Source organism: Faecalibacterium sp. 3 (assembly GCF_048323735.1).
In the GTDB taxonomy this organism is placed as follows: domain Bacteria; phylum Bacillota; class Clostridia; order Oscillospirales; family Ruminococcaceae; genus Faecalibacterium; species Faecalibacterium wellingii.
In genome coordinates, this window is the sequence record NZ_JBLWFN010000001.1 from 1,732,769 (window position 1) to 1,754,728 (window position 21,960).

Genomic DNA, 21,960 nt, shown 5'->3' on the forward strand with positions numbered 1-21,960 from the left:
CAAGATCGACGAGCTGTTAGAGCAGAATGCGAAAACTGCTCCGCTGTATCTGGAAGCAAGCCAGAACTGGGAAAACTTCAAAGACTGGTTGGTAGAAGATATTTTCCAGCGCACCTATCAGGACGTTATTACGGACAGACGGGATGCCGTTGCACTGTATCAGGATAGCAAGGACGCACCGCAGTGGGTGCGCGGCATTATGGTTCCGTATGCAGCGGAAGAAAAGGCCGTTGAGCCGACCTTGCAGCCCCTGCCGCTGGATGCCGTAAACGAATATAACGCGCTGAAAGAGCGTTACCCGGATGCTCTGGTCGGCTATGAGCAGTACGGCAACTTTGAGTTCTACGGCGAGGATGCAAAGCGCGTTTCAGAACTTCTTGGCAGCAAGCTGTTGGAAAAGGAAACCGCACTCGGCAAGGTTGAGGTATCTGGTTTTCCGCGTGAACAGTGGGTTTCGCAGGCAATGAAGCTCTGGAAACAGGGGGAGAGTATCTATCTGTCCGGCCAGCAGGAAGATGGAACCCATGCGCAGACAAAGTATTTCCGCAGAGAGGAATATCTGCCAGTCAATACCATCGTTGAACTGGACGATAGAGAGTTCCGTGTGGATTCGGTCAACTTTGAACAGGGAACGGTCAGTTTGCAGGACATGACCCTTGCAAAAGAAGCTCGGTATCCGATCTTCCGAACGGAACCGCTGGAGTACATTCGGCACCTGTATGAACAGGTCGATGTGCCGATGGAAGAAGCGGTGGAAATCACGGTCTTTACGGCTCTGCACAATGCAGGTGTAGCCTACGAGGATTTTTCCCCGGAGCAGATGGATGTGATCTATTCGGTGGCAGAATCGGGTGGCGAGTTGGAAGAACTGCTGAATCCCGACTTTCCGCCGGAACAAATGCAGTTGATCGCAGATGTGCAGAACCGAACGGATGCCATTAGCCGCGCAGCGGCAGAGGAAGCCCTTGAACCGCTGACGCAGCAGCCTGTGACCCCGGCAGAGGTCAACCATGCAAGGCGGCAGCACAACCTTCCACTGGACAGTGAAGCAGAAACAGAACAGCCTGTACAGCCCAAACAGGAACCTATGAACTTCCGTATTACGGACGATGATCTCGGCGCAGGAGGGCCGAAAACAAAGTATAAAGCCAATGTGGAAGCCATTCGGGTGCTGCAAACGCTGGATGCAGAGCAGCGGCAGGCCACAGCGGAGGAACAGGAAATCCTTTCTCGGTATGTGGGCTGGGGCGGTATTCCGCAGGCGTTCGATGAAAACAACGCGGAATGGTCGAAAGAGTATGCCGAACTGCAGTCCCTGCTCACGGCAGATGAGTATAAGGAAGCCCGCGCCAGTACCCTGAATGCGTTTTACACTTCCCCTACGGTCATCAAGGCAATGTATGAAGCTCTGGGCAATATGGGATTGTCCAAAGGCAATGTGCTGGAACCGTCCTGCGGTGTCGGCAATTTCATGGGTCTGGTGCCGGACAGCATGGAAAAGATTCGGATGTACGGTGTGGAGCTGGACAGCATTTCAGGCCGCATTGCACAGCAGTTGTACCAGAAAAACAAGATTGCGGTGCAGGGCTTTGAAACAATGCAGTTCCCGGACAGTTTCTTTGATTGTGTGGTGGGTAATGTGCCGTTCGGCAATTACAAAGTGCCGGATAAGCGGTATGACCGCCACAACTTCCTCATCCATGATTACTTTATTGCAAAAAGTCTTGACCTTGTTCGTCCGGGCGGCGTGGTGGCGGTAGTCACTTCCAGCGGTACGATGGATAAAAAGAATTCCTCTGTCCGAGAGTATCTTGCCAACCGTGCCGATCTGGTCAGTGCAATTCGCCTGCCAAACAATGCGTTCCAGCGCAATGCGAACACAAGTGTTGTAGCTGACATTTTGTTCCTGCAAAAGCGAGACCGGGCGGCAGTGGAGCGGGCAGAGTGGGTAGACCTTGGCACAACGCCGGAGGGATACCCCATCAACCAGTATTTTGCGCAGCATCCTGAAATGGTGCTGGGTGAGATCACGACTGAAAGTACACAGTACGGCAAACAGGAAACCACGGTCAAGCCCATCGAGGGCGTAGACCTTGCACAACAGTTGAAAGCAGCCGTTGAGAACATCCATGCGGAAATCACTGAGCCGGAAATCACGGACGATGAACTTGACCAGAACGCAGAACCACTTCCGGCAGACCCAAACGTGAAGAATTTCAGTTACACCAATGTGGACGGACAGGTCTATTACCGTGAAAACTCCTATATGAACAAGGTTGACCTGCCTGCGGTCACGGCAGAGCGTGTGCTGGGGATGATTGCCCTGCGGGAAACCACACAGAAATTGCTGGACTGCCAGTTGCACGATGGTACGGATGCCGAAGTGGAACTGCTGCAAGGAAAGCTGAAAGACCAGTATAAGCGGTTCACAGCGCAGTATGGTCTGATCAACAGCACCGCCAACAAACGGGCATTCCGGCAGGATAGCAGCTATTGTCTGCTGGCATCTCTTGAGATTCTGGACGAGGATAAAAACCTCAAGCGGCTGGCAGATATTTTCACGAAACGCACTATTCGCAAGCCGGAACCTGTGACCTCTGTGGATACGCCGAGTGAAGCCCTGGCACTCTCCATCGGAGAAAAAGCAAAGGTCGATGTGCCGTTTATGGCTGAACTTTGCGGAAAGACAGAGCAGGAAGTGACCGAAGAACTGGCGGGCGTTATCTTCCGCAATCCTGTCACACAGGCGTGGGTGACGGCGGACGAATATCTGTCCGGCAACGTCCGGGAAAAGCTGGCAACGGCAGAAACCTTTGCCGCAAACCACCTGGAGTATCAGGTCAATGTCGAGTATCTCAAGCGGGTACAGCCGAAAGATTTGAATGCTTCGGAGATTGAAGTGCGGCTGGGTGCAAACTGGATCAAGGCAGAGTACATTACGGACTTCATGGAGCAGGTATTCAAAACGCCGAGTTACTATATCGGAAGTTCCATCAAGGCTACCTATTCGGAAATCAGCGGCGCATGGAACATCAGCGGAAAGTCACTTGACCGGAGTAATCCCCGTGTGACGAACACCTATGGCACAATGCGGGTCAACGGCTATCGACTGCTGGAAGATGCGCTGAATCTCCGGGATACCAAAATTTACGATACCATCTATGAAGATGGAAAAGAAAGGAGAGTGCTGAACAAAAAAGAAACCATGCTGGCGCAGCAGGCACAGGAAGCGATTCGGGATGCGTTCAAGCAGTGGATTTTCAAGGATTTAGACCGCAGAGAGGAACTTTGCAAGGTCTACAATGAGCGGTTCAATGCGATTCGTCCCCGTGAATACGATGGCAGTCACATCAAGTTCGTGGGCATGACCCCGGAAATCAGCCTGATGCCGCACCAGAAAAATGCAGTGGCGCATATCCTGTATGGCAATAATACGCTGCTGGCGCATTGTGTGGGTGCTGGCAAGACCTTCCAGATGATCGCTGCCGGCATGGAAAGCCGCCGTCTGGGTCTGGCGCAGAAGAATCTTTATGTTGTGCCGAACCATCTGACGGAACAGTGGGGTGCAGACTTCCTGCGGCTGTATCCGAATGCCAATGTGCTGGTGGCAACGAAAAAGGATTTCGAGCCATCCAACCGAAAGAAGTTCTGTTCCCGGATTGCCACGGGCGATTATGATGCTATCATTATCGGGCATTCGCAGTTTGAGCGGATTCCGCTTTCCCCGGAACGGCAGAAATCCATGATCGAGCGGCAGATTCAGGACATTACCTTTGCGATTGCAGAAGCAAAGGCAGAGGACGATGGCAAGAGTTTCACGGTCAAGCAGATGGAGAAAACAAAGAAAACCTTGCAGGCAAAACTTCAGAAGCTGAACGACCAGAGCCGCAAGGATGATGTAGTTACATTTGAGCAGCTTGGTGTTGACCGCCTGTTTGTGGACGAGAGCCATTTTTATAAAAATATGTTCCTCTACACAAAAATGCGGAACATCGCTGGTATTGCTCAGACCGATGCACAGAAGTCCTCGGATATGTTTGCAAAATGTCAGTATCTCGATGAAATCACTGGCGGCAAGGGTGTGACCTTTGCAACAGGTACGCCTGTATCGAACAGCATGGTAGAGCTGTATACCATTATGCGCTACTTGCAGTATGACACCTTGCAGAAACTTCATCTTGGACATTTCGATAGCTGGGCGGCTTCGTTTGGCGAAACCGTAACGGCAATCGAATTGTCCCCAGAGGGAACGGGCTACCGTGCAAAGACGCGGTTCGCCCGGTTTTTCAATCTCCCTGAATTGATTTCACTGTTCAAGGAGTCCGCAGACGTACAGACGGCAGATATGCTGAATCTGCCTGTGCCAGAAGCAGAGTACATCAATGAGGTGCTGAAACCCAGTGAAACGCAGCAGGAAATGGTGAGCAGCTTTGCCGACCGTGCAGAGCGTGTGCGGAACGGAAATGTCAATCCGAGAACCGATAATATGCTCAAAATCACGAACGACGGCAGAAAGCTGGCCTTGGATCAGCGGCTTATCAATGACCTGCTGCCGGATGAGCCGGAAAGTAAGGTCAACCTCTGCGTGGAGAATGCCTATCAGGTATGGGAAGAATCCACGCCCGACAAATCCACCCAGTTGATTTTCTGCGACTTATCGACCCCGAAAGCAGACGGAACATTCAATGTGTACGATGATGTCCGGGAAAAACTGGTGGCAAAGGGAATCCCCCGTGAGGAGATTGCTTTTATCCATGAGGCAAATACCGAAACCAAAAAGGCAGAACTGTTTGCAAAGGTGCGCTCCGGTCAGGTGCGTATCCTGCTTGGTTCGACCCCGAAACTTGGTGCTGGTACAAACATTCAGGACAGACTGATCGCCCTGCATCATCTGGACTGCCCGTGGAAGCCCTCTGATCTGGAACAGCAGGAAGGACGCATTCTTCGTCAGGGAAACCGCAACCAGAAAGTGAAGATTTTCCGTTACGTCACAGAGAATACGTTCGATTCGTATATGTGGCAAATTCTGGAAAATAAACAGAAGTTCATCTCGCAGATCATGACCTCGAAATCTCCTGTTCGTGCCTGCGATGATGTGGACGATACCGCGCTGACCTATGCAGAAATCAAAGCATTGGCAACGGGAAATCCCTACATCAAGGAAAAGATGGATTTGGATATTCAGGTCAGCAAGCTGAAGCTGATGCGGGCCAACCACACCAGCCAGATTTACAGCCTGGAATCGGATATTGCACGGCGGTATCCGGCAGAAATCACGGCAGCGAAAGAGCGCATAGCAGGTCTGAAAGCTGACCTTGCAGTGGCAAAGCCGTTGCTGGAACAGGACAAGGAGAAGTTCTCCATCACGGTGGAGGACAGGGTTTATACCGACCGCAAGGAAGCAGGCTCGGCAATTCTTGCAGCCTGTGCCGCAATGAAGATCGCTAAGACAGAGGGGCAAATCGCAGATTTGGGAGGGTTTGCAATCAGTTCCCGGTTTGATGCGTTCGCCCAGACATTCAAGCTGACCATCAAGCGGCAGAGCAGTTATACGATTGAACTTGGCAGTGATCCGGCTGGCAATATCCAGCGTATTCTCAATGCGCTGGCATCTATCGAAAAGACACTGCCGCAGGTGGAGCGCAGATTGGAAACCTTACAGCAGCAGTTGGCAGAAGCAAAGGAAGAAGTGCAGCGTCCGTTCCCGCAGGAGGCGGAATTAAACGAAAAATCTGCACGGCTTGCAGAATTGAATGCCCTGCTGGATATGGACGAAAAGGGGGATGATGCGGCTCTTGGCATGGATGAGGAAGTAACGGATAGCGAACTTCCTGCGCCGAAACGTGAGATTGAGCGGAGTGCAGACAGCGTAAAACGTCCGTCGATCCTTGCACAGCTTCACGAAAAGCAGGCAGAACGCATGGCAGAGCCGAAACCGCAGAAAAAGAAAAGTCACGATATGGAACTATAACTGAGAATGCCCCGTCAGATCTCCGAAAGGGAATCTGATGGGGCAGATTTTGTAAAGGAGAGCATTTGCTGACATTAACACCGATCAATCTGAAAACTGCAAACGCATTTGTGCAGCAGTATCACCGCCATCATAAGCCGACAAGAGGACACAAGTTTTCCGTCGGAGTTTCAGACAGTGGTTCACTGGTGGGTGTGGCAATATGCGGCAGACCTGTTGCGCGGCGGCTGGATGATGGCTATACGCTGGAAATCAACCGCCTTTGTACGGATGGTACACCGAATGCTTGCAGTATCCTCTATGCTGCCGCATACCGGGCGGCAAGGGCAATGGGCTATACAAAGGTTGTCACTTATATTCTGGACACCGAAAGCGGCGTATCGCTCAAAGCTGCCGGATATGTTTGTGAGGGCCGTGCTGGAGGATTGGAATGGAACGGCGAGAGAAAGCCGAAGATGGCGAACCAGTATCCGTATCAGATGAAAACTAGATGGGTCAAAAAAATCGAAAAGGAGGGCATGAATGGCAGATAAGCGGGCAGACCAGCTCAAAGAAATCACGGAACGGTTGGAACAGGGCGTAAAGGACATTTTTACTTCGGAAATGTATACGAAGTACCTGCTTACAATGTCGAAATTCCACAATTACAGCTTCAATAATACGCTGCTGATCGCAATGCAGCGTCCAGATGCTACGTTGGTGGCTGGGTACAATGCCTGGAAAAATAAGTTTAACCGCTATGTGAAAAAGGGTGAAAAGGGCATCCAGATCATCGCGCCTGCCCCGGTAAAGGAACGGGAAGAGAGGGAGAAAATCGACAAGGACACCGGGCTTACGGTGCTGAATGAGAGCGGGGAGCCGGAAATCGAAGTGGTGGAGAGGGTGATTCCGCGGTTCCGGGTAACAACGGTTTTCGATTATGCCCAGACAGACGGAGAACCGCTGGCTACGCTGGAAGTGAATGAACTGACTGCCCGTGTCAAGGATTATACCCTGCTGAAAGAGGCAATCGAACAGGTATCTCCTGTGCCAATTCGTTTTGGAGAGATCGAGGGCAACGCAAAAGGTTATTACAGCCACATGGACAAAGAAATCTGTGTTCGTGCCGATATGGGTGAGAGCCAGACCATCAAGACGATGATCCATGAGGTTGCTCATGCCATGCTGCATGACAGCGACCAGATGAAACAGCGCGGCGAGGAAAAAGACCAGCTTACCAAAGAAACAGAAGCGGAAAGCATTGCATTTACGGTTTGCTCGGCACTTGGCATTGATACTTCGGACTACTCGTTCCCGTATGTAGCAAGCTGGGCAAGCGGCAAGGAACTGAAAGAATTGAAAGATTCGATGGATACGATTCGATTGACCGCTGCTGATTTTCTTGAAAAACTGGAAACGGCGGTGGTAGAAAGGAGTGTGGAGCGCATGACGGCGATGGAATATGCTGAAAAGTTGATTGCGGACAAGGAACGGGACGAAACCGTTTTTGACAACAGCCAGCGAAATCTCATTGTAAACTTTGCTTACAAGCTGGATGACCGGGCGGCAACGGAAGAACTTGCCAACCATCTGGCGGCTGCGGTTGCGGCTGAAAACACGGAAGAAATCAATCGCCTGATGTGGGAAGCAGAGGAGAAGATCGAAAGTCTGCCGGATGGCATGATCGGTCTTTCGGAAATGCACGAATATGGGTATCTGAAAGATGATGTTCTGCCGCTGACAAAGGAAGGCGCACGGGAGTGGCATCGGCTGGGCGAACGGATTTACCCGCTGTTTCAGGATGGCACGGCAGGAGATTTCGCCAGTCAGGAAGAGATCGAACAGCATGATGGCATTTTCGGAATCAAGGCTGACGCATGGAGTGCAATTTTGCTGGAAAAGAACGAAGAGTATCTGGAAGATGAGTATGCCCGCCCGGACGCTGCACTGACGGTGATAAGCCGGGAGCAGGCTCTGCGTCTGTTTGATGAGGGCAAGCAGATTTATCTTATCCGCGTTAGCCCATGGCCGGTTCTTGTCACAGGGCGTGAAGAAATCGAGCGGGGAAGTGACTATTTCCAGATTGCCCAGGAAGATTTGGAAAAGGACAAGCAGAAAGCAATGGAAAACAGCGAAAAAACACCCGTTGAAAAGCTGGCGGCAGACCTTGATAATTTCGCCTTTGACTTCGATTTCTACCACTATAAAGATAGCGTGGAGGATCGGGAACAGGCAGTTGAAGCACTGAAAGAACAGATTCAGGCTGGGGATATTCAGCCGATCCGGGAATGGCTGCAAGTTGCAGTGGAGGAATCAGAGGGAGAGTCCGCAGAAAAGGCGGCAGAGCTGATAACCCGGCTGGATGCGTTGGTCAAGGAGCAGAAGCTGCTTTCCGGCAGTGAAAAGCAGTTTGGCATCTACCAGATCACTGCCCGTGACCCGGAACACGACTATCGCTTTATGAATCTGGACTTTGTAAAACGGCATGGGATGGAAGTGAACCGTGCAGACTATGAGCTGGTCTATACCGAGCCTCTTACGGAAAAAGATACACTTGAAGCCATTTACGAACGCTTCAATATCCAGCGTCCAACGGATTTTACCGGGCATTCGCTTTCCGTCAGTGATGTTGTGGTGCTGAACGATGGCAAGTCGATCAAAGCCTGCTATGTGGACAGCATCGGCTTTGCAGAGTTGCCGGATTTTTTCAAGGAAAGAAAGATGGATTTGAAGAAAGAAACGATTCTGGATAAACAGTTGCAGGAAATTGAAATCTTTGATAAGCCCGGTCTTTTCAGCAACAGCAGACTGCGGGATGAGGATGTGCCGGATGGATTGTACCGCTATGACCTGCGCGGGTCGGACTATGATCCGGGGCAGCCGATTCTGGTGGAGAAAACAGTGATCGTAAACCATGCGGCATCTGTTCTGATGGCAGAAGAACTTGACCTTGGCGCAGGCGGTCGTCTGGAACTGGGCGAGGAAGGGCTGAACTTCACGGGTGGATTGCTGACTGTACGGGAGTTTATGGAAGAACAAGAGCATAAAAAGGATGGCTTAATACACGGTGACTCCGACCAGATTGCAGTTGAGGGTCATGTTGGTACATGGTATGCGATTGATGAAACGGAGGTCGGTGGCGAGAAGTTCTTCCTGCTGGAGCATGAGGAATACGGGGATGAAGCTGCCTGCGTTGCGGTCAATGAGCAGGGAAAACTGGTGGCAGAAGATTTGTGGAACGGCTTTGATGAGGACTTTCAGGATGCCGTAAAGGAGTATTTTGCAGAAAAGAATCCGACTTCACAAAAAGAAGAACAGGCTGTGCCTGTGGCAGAGGAAAGCCGCACGGATAATTCGGATGTTCCGGTTTATTACGAATCTTTTGCCTATGCAGCAGAGAATGGCGAGGTGGATTTGTACCGCATTTCCAGACAGCTCAATGAAGATTGCAGAAATGCCATTGAAGAAGCGATTGCAGGCAATTTCGATGGAATGCACCTTGCAGACGATGCTACGAAATCCGTCGTTGAACAGTTCGGCATGGAGCGTATGGGCTATATTCTGGCGTATACGCTGAATTATAACAATCACGACGGACGGTATTCGCACAGCAATAAGGAATGGGCAGAGACCACCTGTAAAGGAGAACGCGGTAACAACATTCGTCCTGACTGGATCGTGCGCAGTCACCCGGCTGTGCTGAACGGATTTGTGGATATGTACCGCAAAGAACTTGAGGCTGAACAGCAGAGGGAGCCGGAAAAGCCTTTTGTGCAGCAGTTCTATGTTGTGACAGATTTGCAGACCAATCCGATGCAAATTGAGAAGTTCGGGGATCTCGATGATGCAATGTCCTGCTATCAACAGGTTCCGAATTTTCATCTAAAAGCCCTTGGCGTAGAGAAAACGCCTGAGCCACTTCCGGGCAGTCTGGACATTGTGCAGTGCAAGAACGGTATCGACACGATTGTGGAGGACTACAAGAAAGTTCCGGGCTGGGATAATCCGTACATCCAGAATCATGTTGTTGCATTGGTGGCAGAAGCATTGAAAGTGCAGGATGTGGCGGTAGCCTATGAGATCAACGATGGCTATTTTCACATCCAGACCAGCGAGGACGGCTACGACTATACCTTATATAGTAAGGACTTCACAGTAATGGACGGTGGCATTGTTGAAACAGACGAGTACAGACCCGTGCAGGAAGTGATGGAAGAAGTTCTGGCAGAACACGGACACAGCGTTTCTGAGTGCGGTGTGATTAGCGCTGAATATCTTCAGGAACAGTCCTACCGTGCAGAAACACAGCGGGCAGAAGCGATGAAAGAAAAGCTGGCGGCAGAGAAGCCTGCGCCAGAAGCAAGCATCAGCTTTTATGTGGCAGAGTGTGCAGAGTTCCCAGTGATGGGTGAGTTCCATGACAATCTGACCTTGGAGCAGGCATTGGAAGTCTACGATAAGATTCCGGCAGAGCGGATGAACGGAATCAAAAGCATTGGCTTTTCCCTTGAGGATGGAAGCATCTATTCGGGAATGTTTGACCTGATGGTAGGTGGAGAAGTGCAGGCAGAAATCGTCAACCATATCCAGCATTACCGGGAAAGTCCGCTGGTGCAGAAAGCAATTTCGGATATGAAAACGCTTTTGGAAAAGCGGCAGGCAAGCAAGGAGTTAGAGGAACGCCCCAGCACCCGGCAGTCTGTTCGTGAAGCGTTGAAGAACCGCAAAAAGGCGCAGGAACAGCAGTCCAATCAGGAACAGGAAAAACCGAAGAAGGCAAAGAAGAAAGGAGAAATGGAACTGTGAGCAAGGTGAAGTTTAATGCAGATGAGATGATGGTTATGGCAATGTTTGAGCAGCCGACACGGACGGAAACCATGAGATATATCGAGGAAGTTGTTCCGTTTGTCGAGGACGATGTTGAAGTTTTTTCGCTGGTAGCATCGACCATGAAAAAGATGCGCTCTATTTCGGACATGGAATTTTCCAGACTTGACCTTAAACCGTATCTTCAGGATGTGGTGGCAAAATGAATATCAATCAGTATGCGGTCTATCAGCTGAAAGAAAGTGCAGAACTTGCTGCGTATCGGTCACGTTCATATCAGTATTTGACGGAACATCATTTTCAGGTGATCGTACAAAATTATCAGCAGGCGTATTTTACCAAGTTGTTTACATCGGACACACCAGAGATGATTCGGAAACGGTTGGAAGAGCATCGACCGAAGAATTTCCGTGGCCGTCCATTTGGTGTCGGTGATGTGATTGTCATAAACCAACAGGGAGAAATCACGGCGTATTTTGTGGATAAGGACTCCCTTGTTGTGGTTGCTGGCTTTATCCGCAGTAGTAGTTCTGGCATTCTGGTTACACTTGACACGAAAAATCTTTTTATAGATGGATGTGCTGGAACGTGGATGGCAACCGAAGAATGCGTAGTAGAAAGCCAGCACTTTTTTCTGATGCAGCATGAAGTCTATAAGGAAAAAGCACCGAACGTGATTGTAGATGCTTCTGGAAAACTGGTTTCCACTGAAATCCGAAAAGGGTTGGATGAGGATGCCAGAAAAAAGATTCTGGATTATCTGAATCCACCGCTGATAGAAAAGCCGGTGAACCAGAAGTTTTCACTACACCAGATGGAACATTATCAGAAGTTCTATGAGAACGGGGAATATGTTCGGGCTGTAGAATCCACTACGGAACAGAATTACAATATGATTGATGGCTGTGCCAACAATCTCCCTAAGCCCCGCATAATCAACGGACGGGAATCCGTTCTTGATAAATTGCGAATCAGGCAGATGGCACGGGAAAAGCAAAAGAGTAGCCAAGAGCAGTCGGCTGATATGGAACGGAACAGGAAGTGATCTGTTGTTGCCCGGATGCAGAGGGTTCCCTGCAAACAGGCGTTGGAAGAAATATTTCAGGATCGCTTTGTGGAATTACAAAATGGTTTCTTGAAATACAGGGACGCTTAAAGACTGAAAATAGTGCAAGAGCCACCATAGGCTTACCCAACAAAAGGGTAGCGTATGGTGGCTCTTTTTTGCTTAAAGGGTCTGTTCTGTTCGCTGAGTGTGATCTCGAATGTGGTGCTGCCCCAAGATGTTGTCAACATTGGCGCAGGCTGTTCGCAATTCTTTTTGATAATCTTTATAATAGGTGTAGGTGTCGTATTGAGCCGCTTTCAAGGCAAGTAATCGTTCTTTTTCAAGCTTCAAATCTTTCATCTTCGGAAGTGAGCCGTCTGGATTTTGTGCTTTCAGAATCTGGGCGGCTTTTTCGTGCTTCTCAATTTCATCAGCGTGATCCTTGCGAAATTTTCCTTTGAAGCGAGCTTTCAAAAATTCATTGTAGGTGGATTTTGTGGAAAGATACTGACCCAGATAGTGGATTTGCTCATTCACAGATTTGATTTGTGTTTCGGTGTCCTTTGTCTTTTGCCGTGCATCGTGCATCTGTAATGTGATGCTATCGTAGGTTGTCTGTAAATTTTCTCTGGTATCGAATCCGTTTTCCTGAATGTAAGCTACGGTCTTTGCCATCTGCTGAAGATTGGAAATTTTGACTTTTTGAGCATAAGCTCTGCTCTGTTGAGCCTTAATACAGTTCTGCAAGTCCACAACAAGACGCAGATCAGAGCGAATGAAGAGAATGGCAATCGGGTCTGCATGGTAATCGGGCATGGTCTGTCGTTGCTTTTCTTCTTGCTCAGTAGCAAGTGTATTGGCTTCAAAAAGATTGAGCAAATAATCTTTATCAAAATTTGTGCCTAAAGAGCGACCAGAAATGTACTTCTCTCGCTCTGGATGCAGATAGCTATACCTTCCCCGATTTTCTTTCACATGAATCTTATACTTTTCAAATAACTGGCTTTGAAAATCTTCAAACGAAATTGCGGAGGAAGAAATCTCTGAAACGGCATTCCGAACAAACTGCTTACGAGTCTGAAATGTTGTTTCCATTGGATTCATGCCATCAGCAATGATCTGTTCGTTTATATCTTCCAGCTCTTTCTGCCCTCGCTTTTGCAACCAGTATTCAGCTTCAGTGATTTTACGTTGAGCCGGAGAGAGAAGATCGACCTGATACAGATTTTCACGCTGGCATAGATTCATAAGTTCTTGCTGTAAGTATTTTAGATAATCTTTTGTCAGGTGATGTTTGTATCCTGCTTTGCAGTCAATGCTGCGTGTGGTGTATGACTGTGGCTCTATGTCCAGTTTCCGTAAGCTGTTGATTATGATATGAACATGGATGTTGCCACTGCCATTATGTCCATCCGTGTGAGTACAGACCAATGCTTGATGTCCGGGAAGATGATTCTTCACAAATTCAAGTCCCAGGGTTTGTGCTTTCTCGCCAGTAAGATTGTGTTCGTCTTTATCGCGCGGATCAAAACTGATGATATAGTGATGGGACTTGACTTCGTCGTATCGGTAGTTTTTTCGATACTGGTCATTGAGCATTTCGCACTCAAGGTCAAAGGTGTCGGGATTGCAGTTTACTCCATTCATGTGAAATTCGCTGCGGAGCATCATGCTCCCGTTTTCATCAAGGAGCGGTTTTAAGTGTCGTTCATCATGCTGATATTTCAAATAGCAGACTGCCGCACTGTAATCAGCGTTTTTTATTGCGATGTGTTTTAACACGGCCATGATAGGTTCCCCCTAATTTGATTGCTTCCTGCCGAAGCTGCCATAATGCAGTGAGATGGCGGTTGATCTCGTCCTGCATTGACTTGGAATAGAAACCGCCAGAGTGGAAGTATTGGGCAATCTGATTTAGGTTGTTGCCGATGGCAGAATACTCAGCAATCAGTTTTTGAAGTTCGGGAAGTTCTGCAGTGATGTTGTAGTGGACTTCGATGCGTTCGTCCAGCGCACTCTTCCTGACATAAACGGCAACCGGATAGCCTGCCTGTTCAGCAGAAATGGAAATAGAAGCGTACTCGGCATCCGTAAAACGTACCATTACGTTATTTGTTCTTTTTATCTGCTCGCACTTTTTTCTTCTGCCCATAGATAGAAACTCCCTTCAAATTTATTTGCGAAGCAAATCCCGACAAGTCGTAGGCGGTCGGCTGCGACCACTTTAGTGGAAGCCAAATAGCCAAAATCAGAGATTTTGTGCGTACCGAGGGAATGGGGAAGCGGAATCCCCATCAAGATTGCCGGTAACGAAAAATCACGAAAGTGAATTTTGAGTTACTCCAGGCGAATCTTGCCCTACTTACGGTGAAGCCGTTGCCTTACGCATTTTTCGGGTTCTTCTATCTTTAGAATCGGGCAGAGCGTGTTTCGCAAGGTGTTTTTGAAAAAAGACAAAAAATTTTTGAAATACCTTGCGAAATGGCCTTTCTCCAATTCTATAAGTGAAAGAGGCTGACACACCACCCCAAAAACAGAAAGGAATGAGTGAATGACCGAAACAACTGCACGAACCTATCACACCATGGAAAGCCTGCGCCAGATGGCACAGACCGATCTCCGTAATGTGAACCGCAAGGAACTGGTAGACATCAACGAAGTGGAAATTAGAAAAGACTTGTCGCAGCGGGAGCGGATGGTCGATTTCATTTCGCAGATCAAGAACCCTTATTGCTATCTCGACAAGGGCATGGTAGTGAAGATCAGCTTTGCGGGAGAGAACCGATTAGAGGACACACTGAAAAAATGCGCACGGACGCATCGGAGATAAAAAAGAAGAAAGCAGAAGAAAATTTACACTTTAGCACATTAAAGCGTTGACATGGACCGCGAAATATGAGATAATGGCTTTGGGTCAAAACAGAATATGCTAACTAAAGCCGATAATTTTCTTGGTTTATTGTCAGAACGACAAATAGATTAAGGAGGTTATCGGCTTTTTATGTTTTTTCAGGAAAATGGACAATATCGCTGTGCTGTGTATCTTCGATTGTCACGTTCGGACGGCGATCAGCAGGAAAGCAACAGCATCAAAAATCAAAGAGCTTTACTGAATGATTATCTGGGAAAGCACCCGGAACTGCATAAGGTCGATGAGTATGTAGACGATGGATACAGTGGTACGAATTTTGAACGCCCGGATTTCAAACGGATGATACAGGACATTGAGAATCGGAAAATCAACTGTATTATCGTCAAGGACTTATCACGATTCGGCAGAAACTACATTGAAACAGGACGTTATCTGGAAAGAATCTTTCCATTTATGGGAGTCCGGTTCATCGCCATCAACGATCATTATGACAGTGCGGAAGAAAACGATGATAAGGGACGTATCCTGATTCCGTTCAACAATCTTATCAACGATACCTATTGCCGTGACATTTCGATGCGTGTCAGAAGTCACTTGGATGTGAAACGGAAAGAAGGTCAGTTCATTGGCAGCTTTGCAGGATACGGGTATCAGAAAGACCCGAAAGACAAGAATCATCTGATTATAGATGAATACGCTGCGGGCATTGTGCAGGAAATATTCAAGCAGAAATTGAACGGAATGAGTTCACAGCGCATTGCCAGTCACTTGAACGAACTGGGTGTCCTGCCGCCAAACGAGTATAAGAGAGCCAATGGATTCAACTATACCTGCGGTTTTCAGGCTGGGCTGAATCAGAAGTGGACAGTGGTTTCCGTCAATCGTATTTTGAAAAATGAATCCTATACGGGAACATTGATTCAGGGTAAACGCAGGAAAATCAATTACAAAGTAAAAAAGAGCCATGATGTTGGAAGTGAAAACTGGATTCGGGTGGAAGATGCGCATGATGCCATTATCAGCAAAGGCGAGTTCCAGCAAGTACAACAGTTGTTGGAACTGGACACTCGTACCGCACCATCGCAGACAACAGTTTATCCATTATCAGGTTTTCTGCGCTGTGCAGACTGCGGGCAGAATATGATTCGCCGCACGGTGACGAAAAACGGGAAGAAGTATCAATACTATCACTGCTCTACCTATAAGAATGGCGGCGGCTGCACACCGCACATGATAAACAGTGAGAAGTTGACGGAAAGTGTTCTGGCTGCGATCCGGCATCAAGTGACACTTCTTGTAGAAGCGGAAAAGGTACTCTCCAATGCAGAGTTGGCAAGCGGCGAACAGATTGGCATAAAGATTCTGGACAGCCAGATCACTGCACTGGAAGCTGAATTAGAACGGTACAGTAATTTAAAAATCCGTCTGTATCAGGACTTATGCGATGATGTTGTCAGTCGGGAAGAGTACGGAGAAATGAATACTCGTTTTGCGCAGAAGATAAAAGAGGCACAGGATAAGATTCAGGAAATCCGCGAAAAGAAGCAGGAGGCATTAAAGCACGACACACTGCTTCCTACTTGGTTGGAAGAATTTAAGCAGTACGAACATATCAAAACGCTCGAACGCAGGGTCGTGGTGGAACTGATCGACCACATAGATGTTCATAGCAAAACAGAGATTGAAATTCATTTCTGCTTCGAGGATGAACTGCACAGTATCACAGAAAAATTTATGGAATATCAAGCACATCATGGAAATGAGGTGGCAGAGGAATGAAATGGGTCAGTTATACAAGGTCGATTTCCAGCAGGATCGGAGAAGAAAATCCATCCAATACGATTGCGGAACAGAATGAGCGCATTGCACGGTATCTAAAAAAGTGCGGGTGCAGCGTATCCGAAAAATACAGTGACCGCAGGAGAACAGCAGAAGCCACGGAGGGCTTTGACAAATTGGTACAGGATGGGATGGCTCGGAAATTTGATGCAGTTGTTGTGGATTCTATCTTCCGCTGTGGAAGAACCCTTCCGTTTGCCATTGAAGCACTGCAGAGGACGTTCTATCCGCTTGGTATCCAATTTGCAGTTGTGGAAGATGACTTTTGCAGCATAGACAAAACTGCCGAAGAGGTTGCAGAGTATTTCAATGGAAAGACCATTGATAAGATTCGTTCGGAATTTATTACCAATCGCCAGAATCACTTTGAAGAAGGTACATTGACCCATCGACAGGCTAAATATGGTTATGCGCTGTCGGAAGATCGCAGAAGCCTTGTTCTTAATCCTGAAAGCGCACAGGTTGTAAAGCTGATTTTTCAGATGTATCTGGAAGATATGAAAATCCCGGAAATCGCAAGAGCATTGGATGTACAGGGCGTTCAAACACCGCAAGTCCAGATGGCAAAGAAAAAAAGATCAAGAACAAAAAATAAGTGGCAGGATTCAACAATTCGCTCGATTTTGAAAAATCCACTCTATATCGGAAAGTGTACGCTGACACTGGCAAAGGCAAAGCGAGAATTGGAGGTTCCGGCGATTGTTTCAAAGACGGAATTTCAGAAAGCTCAGAAAAAGTTGGAATCTACGAGGTTGCCTTCGAGAAAAAAGGCTCGAAAAAAACCAAATCTGCTCTTCAAAAAAATCTATGACAAGGAAAGTGGAAAAGGTCTGCTGTGCAGAACATCAGAAGATGAAAGCCAGCAAATCTATTCGTTTGACAAGGGGTATAGATGCTTCTCTGGAAAAGCCCCTTTCATCGAAAGCGAGAAAATCTTTCGAGAGATTCTTTCAGCTTTGGAAAAAGAAAAAATGCAAGCTGCGCATATTGATAGGGTGCTGGACTTGAATCCTGAGAAAGTCAAGCAGTGCATGGATGCTGGACTGTTGCAGTACAGAAAAAGAGCAAATGAGATCGTTGCGCACTTGATGGCCAAGGACGATGAACGAACAGCAGTTTATCGGCAATACGAGCAGGGATCAATTTTACTAGAACAGGTAGAGGAGTATGAACATCAGTATCAGGTGGCGGTCCAGAAGCAGGAAGCGGCTTTTAAAAAAGTAATGCTGGCTGTTAATGACATAGAAAAAGCATTTAGCCATGGAAATCCCTGGTTGATGAAGTTCCGAGCGATTTCAATTCCTGAAAAATTGGAGCGCACACATCTTAAAGAATGGCTTGACCATGTATGGATCGTAGATTTTGAACAGGTAGAAGTGATCCTACAAGAAAGTGAGTGGAAGAGATTCTTCCCGGAAGAATGGCTGAACAACGGAGAGGAAGATTGTAATGGCAAGAAAGAGTAGAAAGAATATGATGCCGCAGGCTGCTGTGCAGGAGGCCGTACAGCAAAACGAAAAAGAACTTCTGCGCACGGCAGCGTATGCGCGGCTGTCGGTTGAGAACGGCGGGCATGAAACAGAAGATTCCCTGCACACACAGATTTTGCAAATTCATAATTATATCAGGGAAAACCCGGAACTGACGCTGACCGATACCTATGCAGACAATGGTTTTACGGGAACACGTTTTGACCGACCAGAATTTGAGCGTATGATGCAGGATATACGGACAGGCAAAATTCAGTGCATCGTAGTGAAGGACTTATCTCGATTTGGTCGTGACTATATCGAAACGGGAAGCTATCTGGAAACTATTTTCCCGATGCTCCATGTTCGTTTTATCGCCATCAACGATGATTTTGACAACATCCGGCAGTCGGATGTGGATAGTCTTGCGGTTCCCATCAAGAACATGGTAAACAGCTTGTACGCGAAGGACATTTCAAAGAAAATCAGCCTTAGTTACCAGATGCGCCGCGAGAAGGGAATCCCTACATCGTGGTGTACACCGTATGGCTATCAGTTGAACCAACAGGGAAATAAGCTTGAAGCGACTGAGGATGCGAAGTGGGTCAAACTGATCTATCAATGGTATCTTGCAGGAGTGAGTACAAACGAAATTGCCCGCAGGTTGGAATTTTTAGAAGTAGCAAGGCCGAACGAACGGCTGAATCGCAAATTACATGAGGGAGATGACCCTACCTATAATAAATGGCACCCCAGTACGGTTCTTCGTATTTTAAACAGCAGTGCCTATATTGGAGAACTGGTATCTGGAAAAACGCAAACTGCATCATACAAAGGGATTGGCCTCCATCCAGTGGAAAAGAAGGAATGGCATATTGTTGAAAACGCGCATGAAGCAATCATTCTGAAATCGGATTTTGAAAAAGTGCAGGCACGGCGGGAACAGAATAAGGAAAAACGGGAAATGGCGATGGCTCGTTCCAAGGCAACCAGAGAAAAGTGTTATAACCATCTCTCAGGAATGGTTTACTGTGGCTGTTGCAGACGCAACATGACGTTTGAACGGAGAGTGCATGGTACGGTGAAAGAAACGCACTATGGAGTGTTCATTTGCAAAAGAAAGAAGAACACGACTCCCTGCGCCTATCATGCGGTGCCGGAGAAAATGCTGATGATGGTGGCGATGGATCAGATTCATCATCTGGTGTCTACCATGTGTGAAGAAGAAAAGCTGGTAAAAGACATGATGCGCAGCAGCAATCTGGATTCGGCTCGTTCCATCAAAATGAAAGAAAACTCTATCCTGTTTCGGATTCAGGAAGCTGAAGAACGGCGGTTGCGCTTATATGAGGACTATAAAGCTGAAATTCTGGACGAAGATGAATACAGTCAGCTAAAGGAACACTACATAGCAGAAAAGCAGCGGTTGGAACATGAACTGCAAAAGCAGCGTCAACGTGCATTGGAACTGGAAAAAAGAATCAAAATCTGCGATGCGCAGATGGAGCGGATGCGCGGGATTCTGAATCAAAATGAATTTGATGAAGAACTGGTGCATGAACTTATCAAGAGAATCTATGTAGGAATGGACAATTCTGTGGAGGTCGAATTTAAGTGTGGCGACCCCTATCAGGAAGTGCTTGCAATCATGTCGGAGGTTCAGAATGAATGATAAAATTGCAATCTATCTCCGCTTATCATTGGCAGACGGAGATTTGAAAAAAGGCAGCAAGGATGAAAGTAACAGCATTGAGAACCAACGGATGCTGCTCCACGATTACATTGGGAAGCAGGAAGATTTGTTTGGCGAGATTGTAGAATATGTAGATGATGGCTATACTGGAACAAATTTTAATCGTCCGGCTTTTCAGAAAATGATCGTGGATTTGAAGCAGGGCGATATAAAAGTCATCATGGTAAAGGATTTATCCCGCCTTGGTCGTGACTATATCGGTGTTGGCGATTACATTGAACAGATTTTTCCGTTGATGGGAGTTCGGTTTATTGCTGTGAATAATTCCTTTGACAGCATGAAACTGAACAACGGAACACCGGGAATCGAAGTGGCGGTCAGCAATCTGGTGAATAATATGTATAGCCGGGATATTGCGAAAAAGATTCGGGCTGCTCTGGAAACGAACTGGAAGAACGGGAAAGCCACCTGCACGAATGTCCCTTTTGGATATGTGTGGAACAAGAAAGGTGGGCAGCGGTGGGAGATTGACCCGGAGGCAGCACCCTGCGTGAAAAAAGTATTTGAATTAGCATTGTCCGGCCGCAATACAACGCAGATCGCCTACGGCATGAACGAATTAAATCTTCCTACGCCGGGATTGTATGCGAAACGAAAGAATCTGCTGATGGGCAGCAATCCTATTATTGCCCCGGACAGTGAAATGTTATGGAACGCGGCAATCGTGTGGAGAATCCTTAGACGGTATGAATACACTGGTGCGTTGGTTATGGGGAGAAGAAAGAAAATTGATGTGAATACTACCTCTGTTCGGACGCTCCCGGAGGATAAGTGGATCATCGCAGAAAACGCTCATGAGGCCATCGTGACAAAAGATGAATACTACCAGGCACAGAAAGCAATCCGTAACGTAACTCCAATTCAATATAAGGTGGATGATGATTTTGCGTTAAAAGGAAAAATCTGCTGCGGAAACTGTAATCGGCAGCTTCGCCACGAAAGGCAATATGGGGAAATGGTTTTCTATTGCGGCTATAAACGGTCAGCCGGAAAGTTCTCTAAATGCTACGGCGGCTATTACAGAGAATATTCGGTGAATGCAAAAGTGGCTCGTGCGATAAAAACAGTATTCTATGCGCTGGATGTGGTAAATCAGGGAATGCAGGAAAAGCAGTCTATCACGGTGCGCTGCGTGGACATTGAGGACTTGGAAAAGCAAGCAGAAGCCATTCGGGTAGAGCAAATCAAACTATATGAATCGTATGCAGACGGTGTGCTACGGCGAGATGTGTACATAGAAAAGAAAAAGACCCTTTCGGAAAAACTGGCTGCATTGCAGGATAGCATACGGACAGAAAAGGAAGAACAGGAGTGTGCCGATGAACTGGATGAAGAAATCCGCAACCTGACAAAGCAGGCAAGTCAAAAAACATACATAGGCGGTCTGACCAAGGAATGTGTAGATGCTTTTGTCAGCATGGTTTATCTGTATGACGATCAGACGATGAAAGTTGAGTTTAACTGTGAGGATGTGATTCGGAGAGCATTGGAAAAGTATGGCGCATAACTGCATAGAAACAGCAAGGTGAGCAAAAAGAATGCCCGTCTGGTTGAGAGGATTCGTAAATCTTCTCGATCAGGCGGGCATTTCATTCCGTAGGAATGACTTTGACCGCATAAGCCACAGACAGCACCCCGGTGTAATCCGAAGTGCAGCTGTGTCTTATGCGGGCTTTTTTGTTATATGATCAGCGGGCTACAAAATCAGATTCCCAAACCGTACAGTATGGCTTTCATCTCTCTTACCATCCGAGTGAGAATTTCCTGTTCGATTTCATTGCAGTCCAAGAGAAGACGGTGAATTTCGGAATTTGAGGTTGAAGTCGAGTGCATCAAACTATCTACCAGCAAATCATCAGTCGATACGTCAAGAGCATTGGCAATATCAACCAGTGCATCAAGACTTGGGCGTTTGATAGCGGATTCGATTACGCTAATATGTTTTCGTGTCATGTTAAGCTGCTCTCCAAGGGCCTCTTGCGTGATACCAGCTTGTTTTCGGGCATTTGAAATGCGCTTGCCCAAAGCTTTATAATCAGTAGCCATGTGCTTTTCTCCTTATGATTCCCCGCATAAGGCAGTACAATTATCTCGCATGATGGTAGGCAGAGCAACTCTATATCAAAGGTTCTAAGACCGCAAAGGGACACACTGCTAGCTGCTCTGTGGTCTTAGGCTGTTTTGCTACCTACTGGGTAGCAA

Annotated in this window: 13 protein-coding genes; 10 read left to right on the forward strand and 3 right to left on the reverse strand. The window is 47.5% G+C overall.

The annotated features are described in order from the left end of the window. The first annotated feature begins 199 nt into the window (after positions 1 to 199). The 5 genes from ACNSPV_RS08215 (at position 200) to ACNSPV_RS08235 (ending at position 11,822) form a co-directional block, all read left to right on the forward strand. Complete coding sequence (locus ACNSPV_RS08215) at positions 200 to 5,971, forward strand: Eco57I restriction-modification methylase domain-containing protein (RefSeq protein ID WP_418268303.1); 5,772 nt, start codon at positions 200 to 202, stop codon at positions 5,969 to 5,971. 65 nt (positions 5,972 to 6,036) lie between these two features. Then, complete coding sequence (locus ACNSPV_RS08220; RefSeq protein ID WP_348583743.1) at positions 6,037 to 6,504, forward strand: XF1762 family protein; 468 nt, start codon at positions 6,037 to 6,039, stop codon at positions 6,502 to 6,504. Further along, on the forward strand, positions 6,494 to 10,756 hold the full coding sequence (locus ACNSPV_RS08225; RefSeq protein ID WP_348583742.1) for a DUF3849 domain-containing protein: 4,263 nt from the start codon (positions 6,494 to 6,496) through the stop codon (positions 10,754 to 10,756). Before ACNSPV_RS08220 ends, ACNSPV_RS08225 begins: the two co-directional genes overlap by 11 nt. Continuing rightward, the gene (locus ACNSPV_RS08230; RefSeq protein ID WP_097777522.1) at positions 10,753 to 10,983 is read left to right on the forward strand and encodes a transposon-transfer assisting family protein; all 231 of its coding nucleotides are present in this window, start codon (positions 10,753 to 10,755) and stop codon (positions 10,981 to 10,983) included. Before ACNSPV_RS08225 ends, ACNSPV_RS08230 begins: the two co-directional genes overlap by 4 nt. Further along, positions 10,980 to 11,822 (forward strand): YodL domain-containing protein, encoded by an 843-nt coding sequence (locus ACNSPV_RS08235; protein ID WP_348583741.1) that lies wholly within the window; start codon positions 10,980 to 10,982, stop codon positions 11,820 to 11,822. The genes ACNSPV_RS08230 and ACNSPV_RS08235 overlap by 4 nt, the downstream gene beginning before the upstream one ends. A 183-nt stretch (positions 11,823 to 12,005) precedes the next feature. Here ACNSPV_RS08235 and ACNSPV_RS08240 read toward each other — a convergent pair whose 3' ends face one another. Beyond that, positions 12,006 to 13,613 (reverse strand): relaxase/mobilization nuclease domain-containing protein, encoded by a 1,608-nt coding sequence (locus tag ACNSPV_RS08240; RefSeq protein WP_348583740.1) that lies wholly within the window; start codon positions 13,611 to 13,613, stop codon positions 12,006 to 12,008. Continuing rightward, positions 13,576 to 13,977: a plasmid mobilization protein gene (locus ACNSPV_RS08245; protein ID WP_119250909.1), complete on the reverse strand. Its 402-nt coding sequence runs from the start codon at positions 13,975 to 13,977 to the stop codon at positions 13,576 to 13,578. Before ACNSPV_RS08245 ends, ACNSPV_RS08240 begins: the two co-directional genes overlap by 38 nt. Positions 13,978 to 14,376: 399 nt before the next feature. On the opposite strand from ACNSPV_RS08245, the gene ACNSPV_RS08250 reads away from it, so the two are divergent. From ACNSPV_RS08250 to ACNSPV_RS08270, 5 genes are all read left to right on the forward strand, one after another. Then, positions 14,377 to 14,655, forward strand: coding sequence for a DUF6870 family protein (locus ACNSPV_RS08250; RefSeq protein ID WP_242699444.1), 279 nt, complete (start codon positions 14,377 to 14,379; stop codon positions 14,653 to 14,655). 171 nt (positions 14,656 to 14,826) lie between these two features. Beyond that, positions 14,827 to 16,476 (forward strand): recombinase family protein, encoded by a 1,650-nt coding sequence (locus ACNSPV_RS08255; protein WP_308562983.1) that lies wholly within the window; start codon positions 14,827 to 14,829, stop codon positions 16,474 to 16,476. Then, a complete protein-coding gene (locus ACNSPV_RS08260; RefSeq protein WP_113998559.1) occupies positions 16,473 to 18,002 on the forward strand; it encodes a recombinase family protein in 1,530 nt (509 codons plus the stop codon). Before ACNSPV_RS08255 ends, ACNSPV_RS08260 begins: the two co-directional genes overlap by 4 nt. Next, positions 17,986 to 19,677, forward strand: coding sequence for a recombinase family protein (locus ACNSPV_RS08265; protein WP_348583739.1), 1,692 nt, complete (start codon positions 17,986 to 17,988; stop codon positions 19,675 to 19,677). Before ACNSPV_RS08260 ends, ACNSPV_RS08265 begins: the two co-directional genes overlap by 17 nt. Next, entirely contained in the window at positions 19,670 to 21,265 is a 1,596-nt protein-coding gene (locus ACNSPV_RS08270; protein WP_154252957.1) for a recombinase family protein, read from the forward strand. The genes ACNSPV_RS08265 and ACNSPV_RS08270 overlap by 8 nt, the downstream gene beginning before the upstream one ends. A gap of 197 nt (positions 21,266 to 21,462) precedes the next feature. Here ACNSPV_RS08270 and ACNSPV_RS08275 read toward each other — a convergent pair whose 3' ends face one another. Next, positions 21,463 to 21,804: a helix-turn-helix domain-containing protein gene (locus ACNSPV_RS08275; protein WP_113998562.1), complete on the reverse strand. Its 342-nt coding sequence runs from the start codon at positions 21,802 to 21,804 to the stop codon at positions 21,463 to 21,465. Between the last annotated feature and the right edge of the window lie 156 nt (positions 21,805 to 21,960).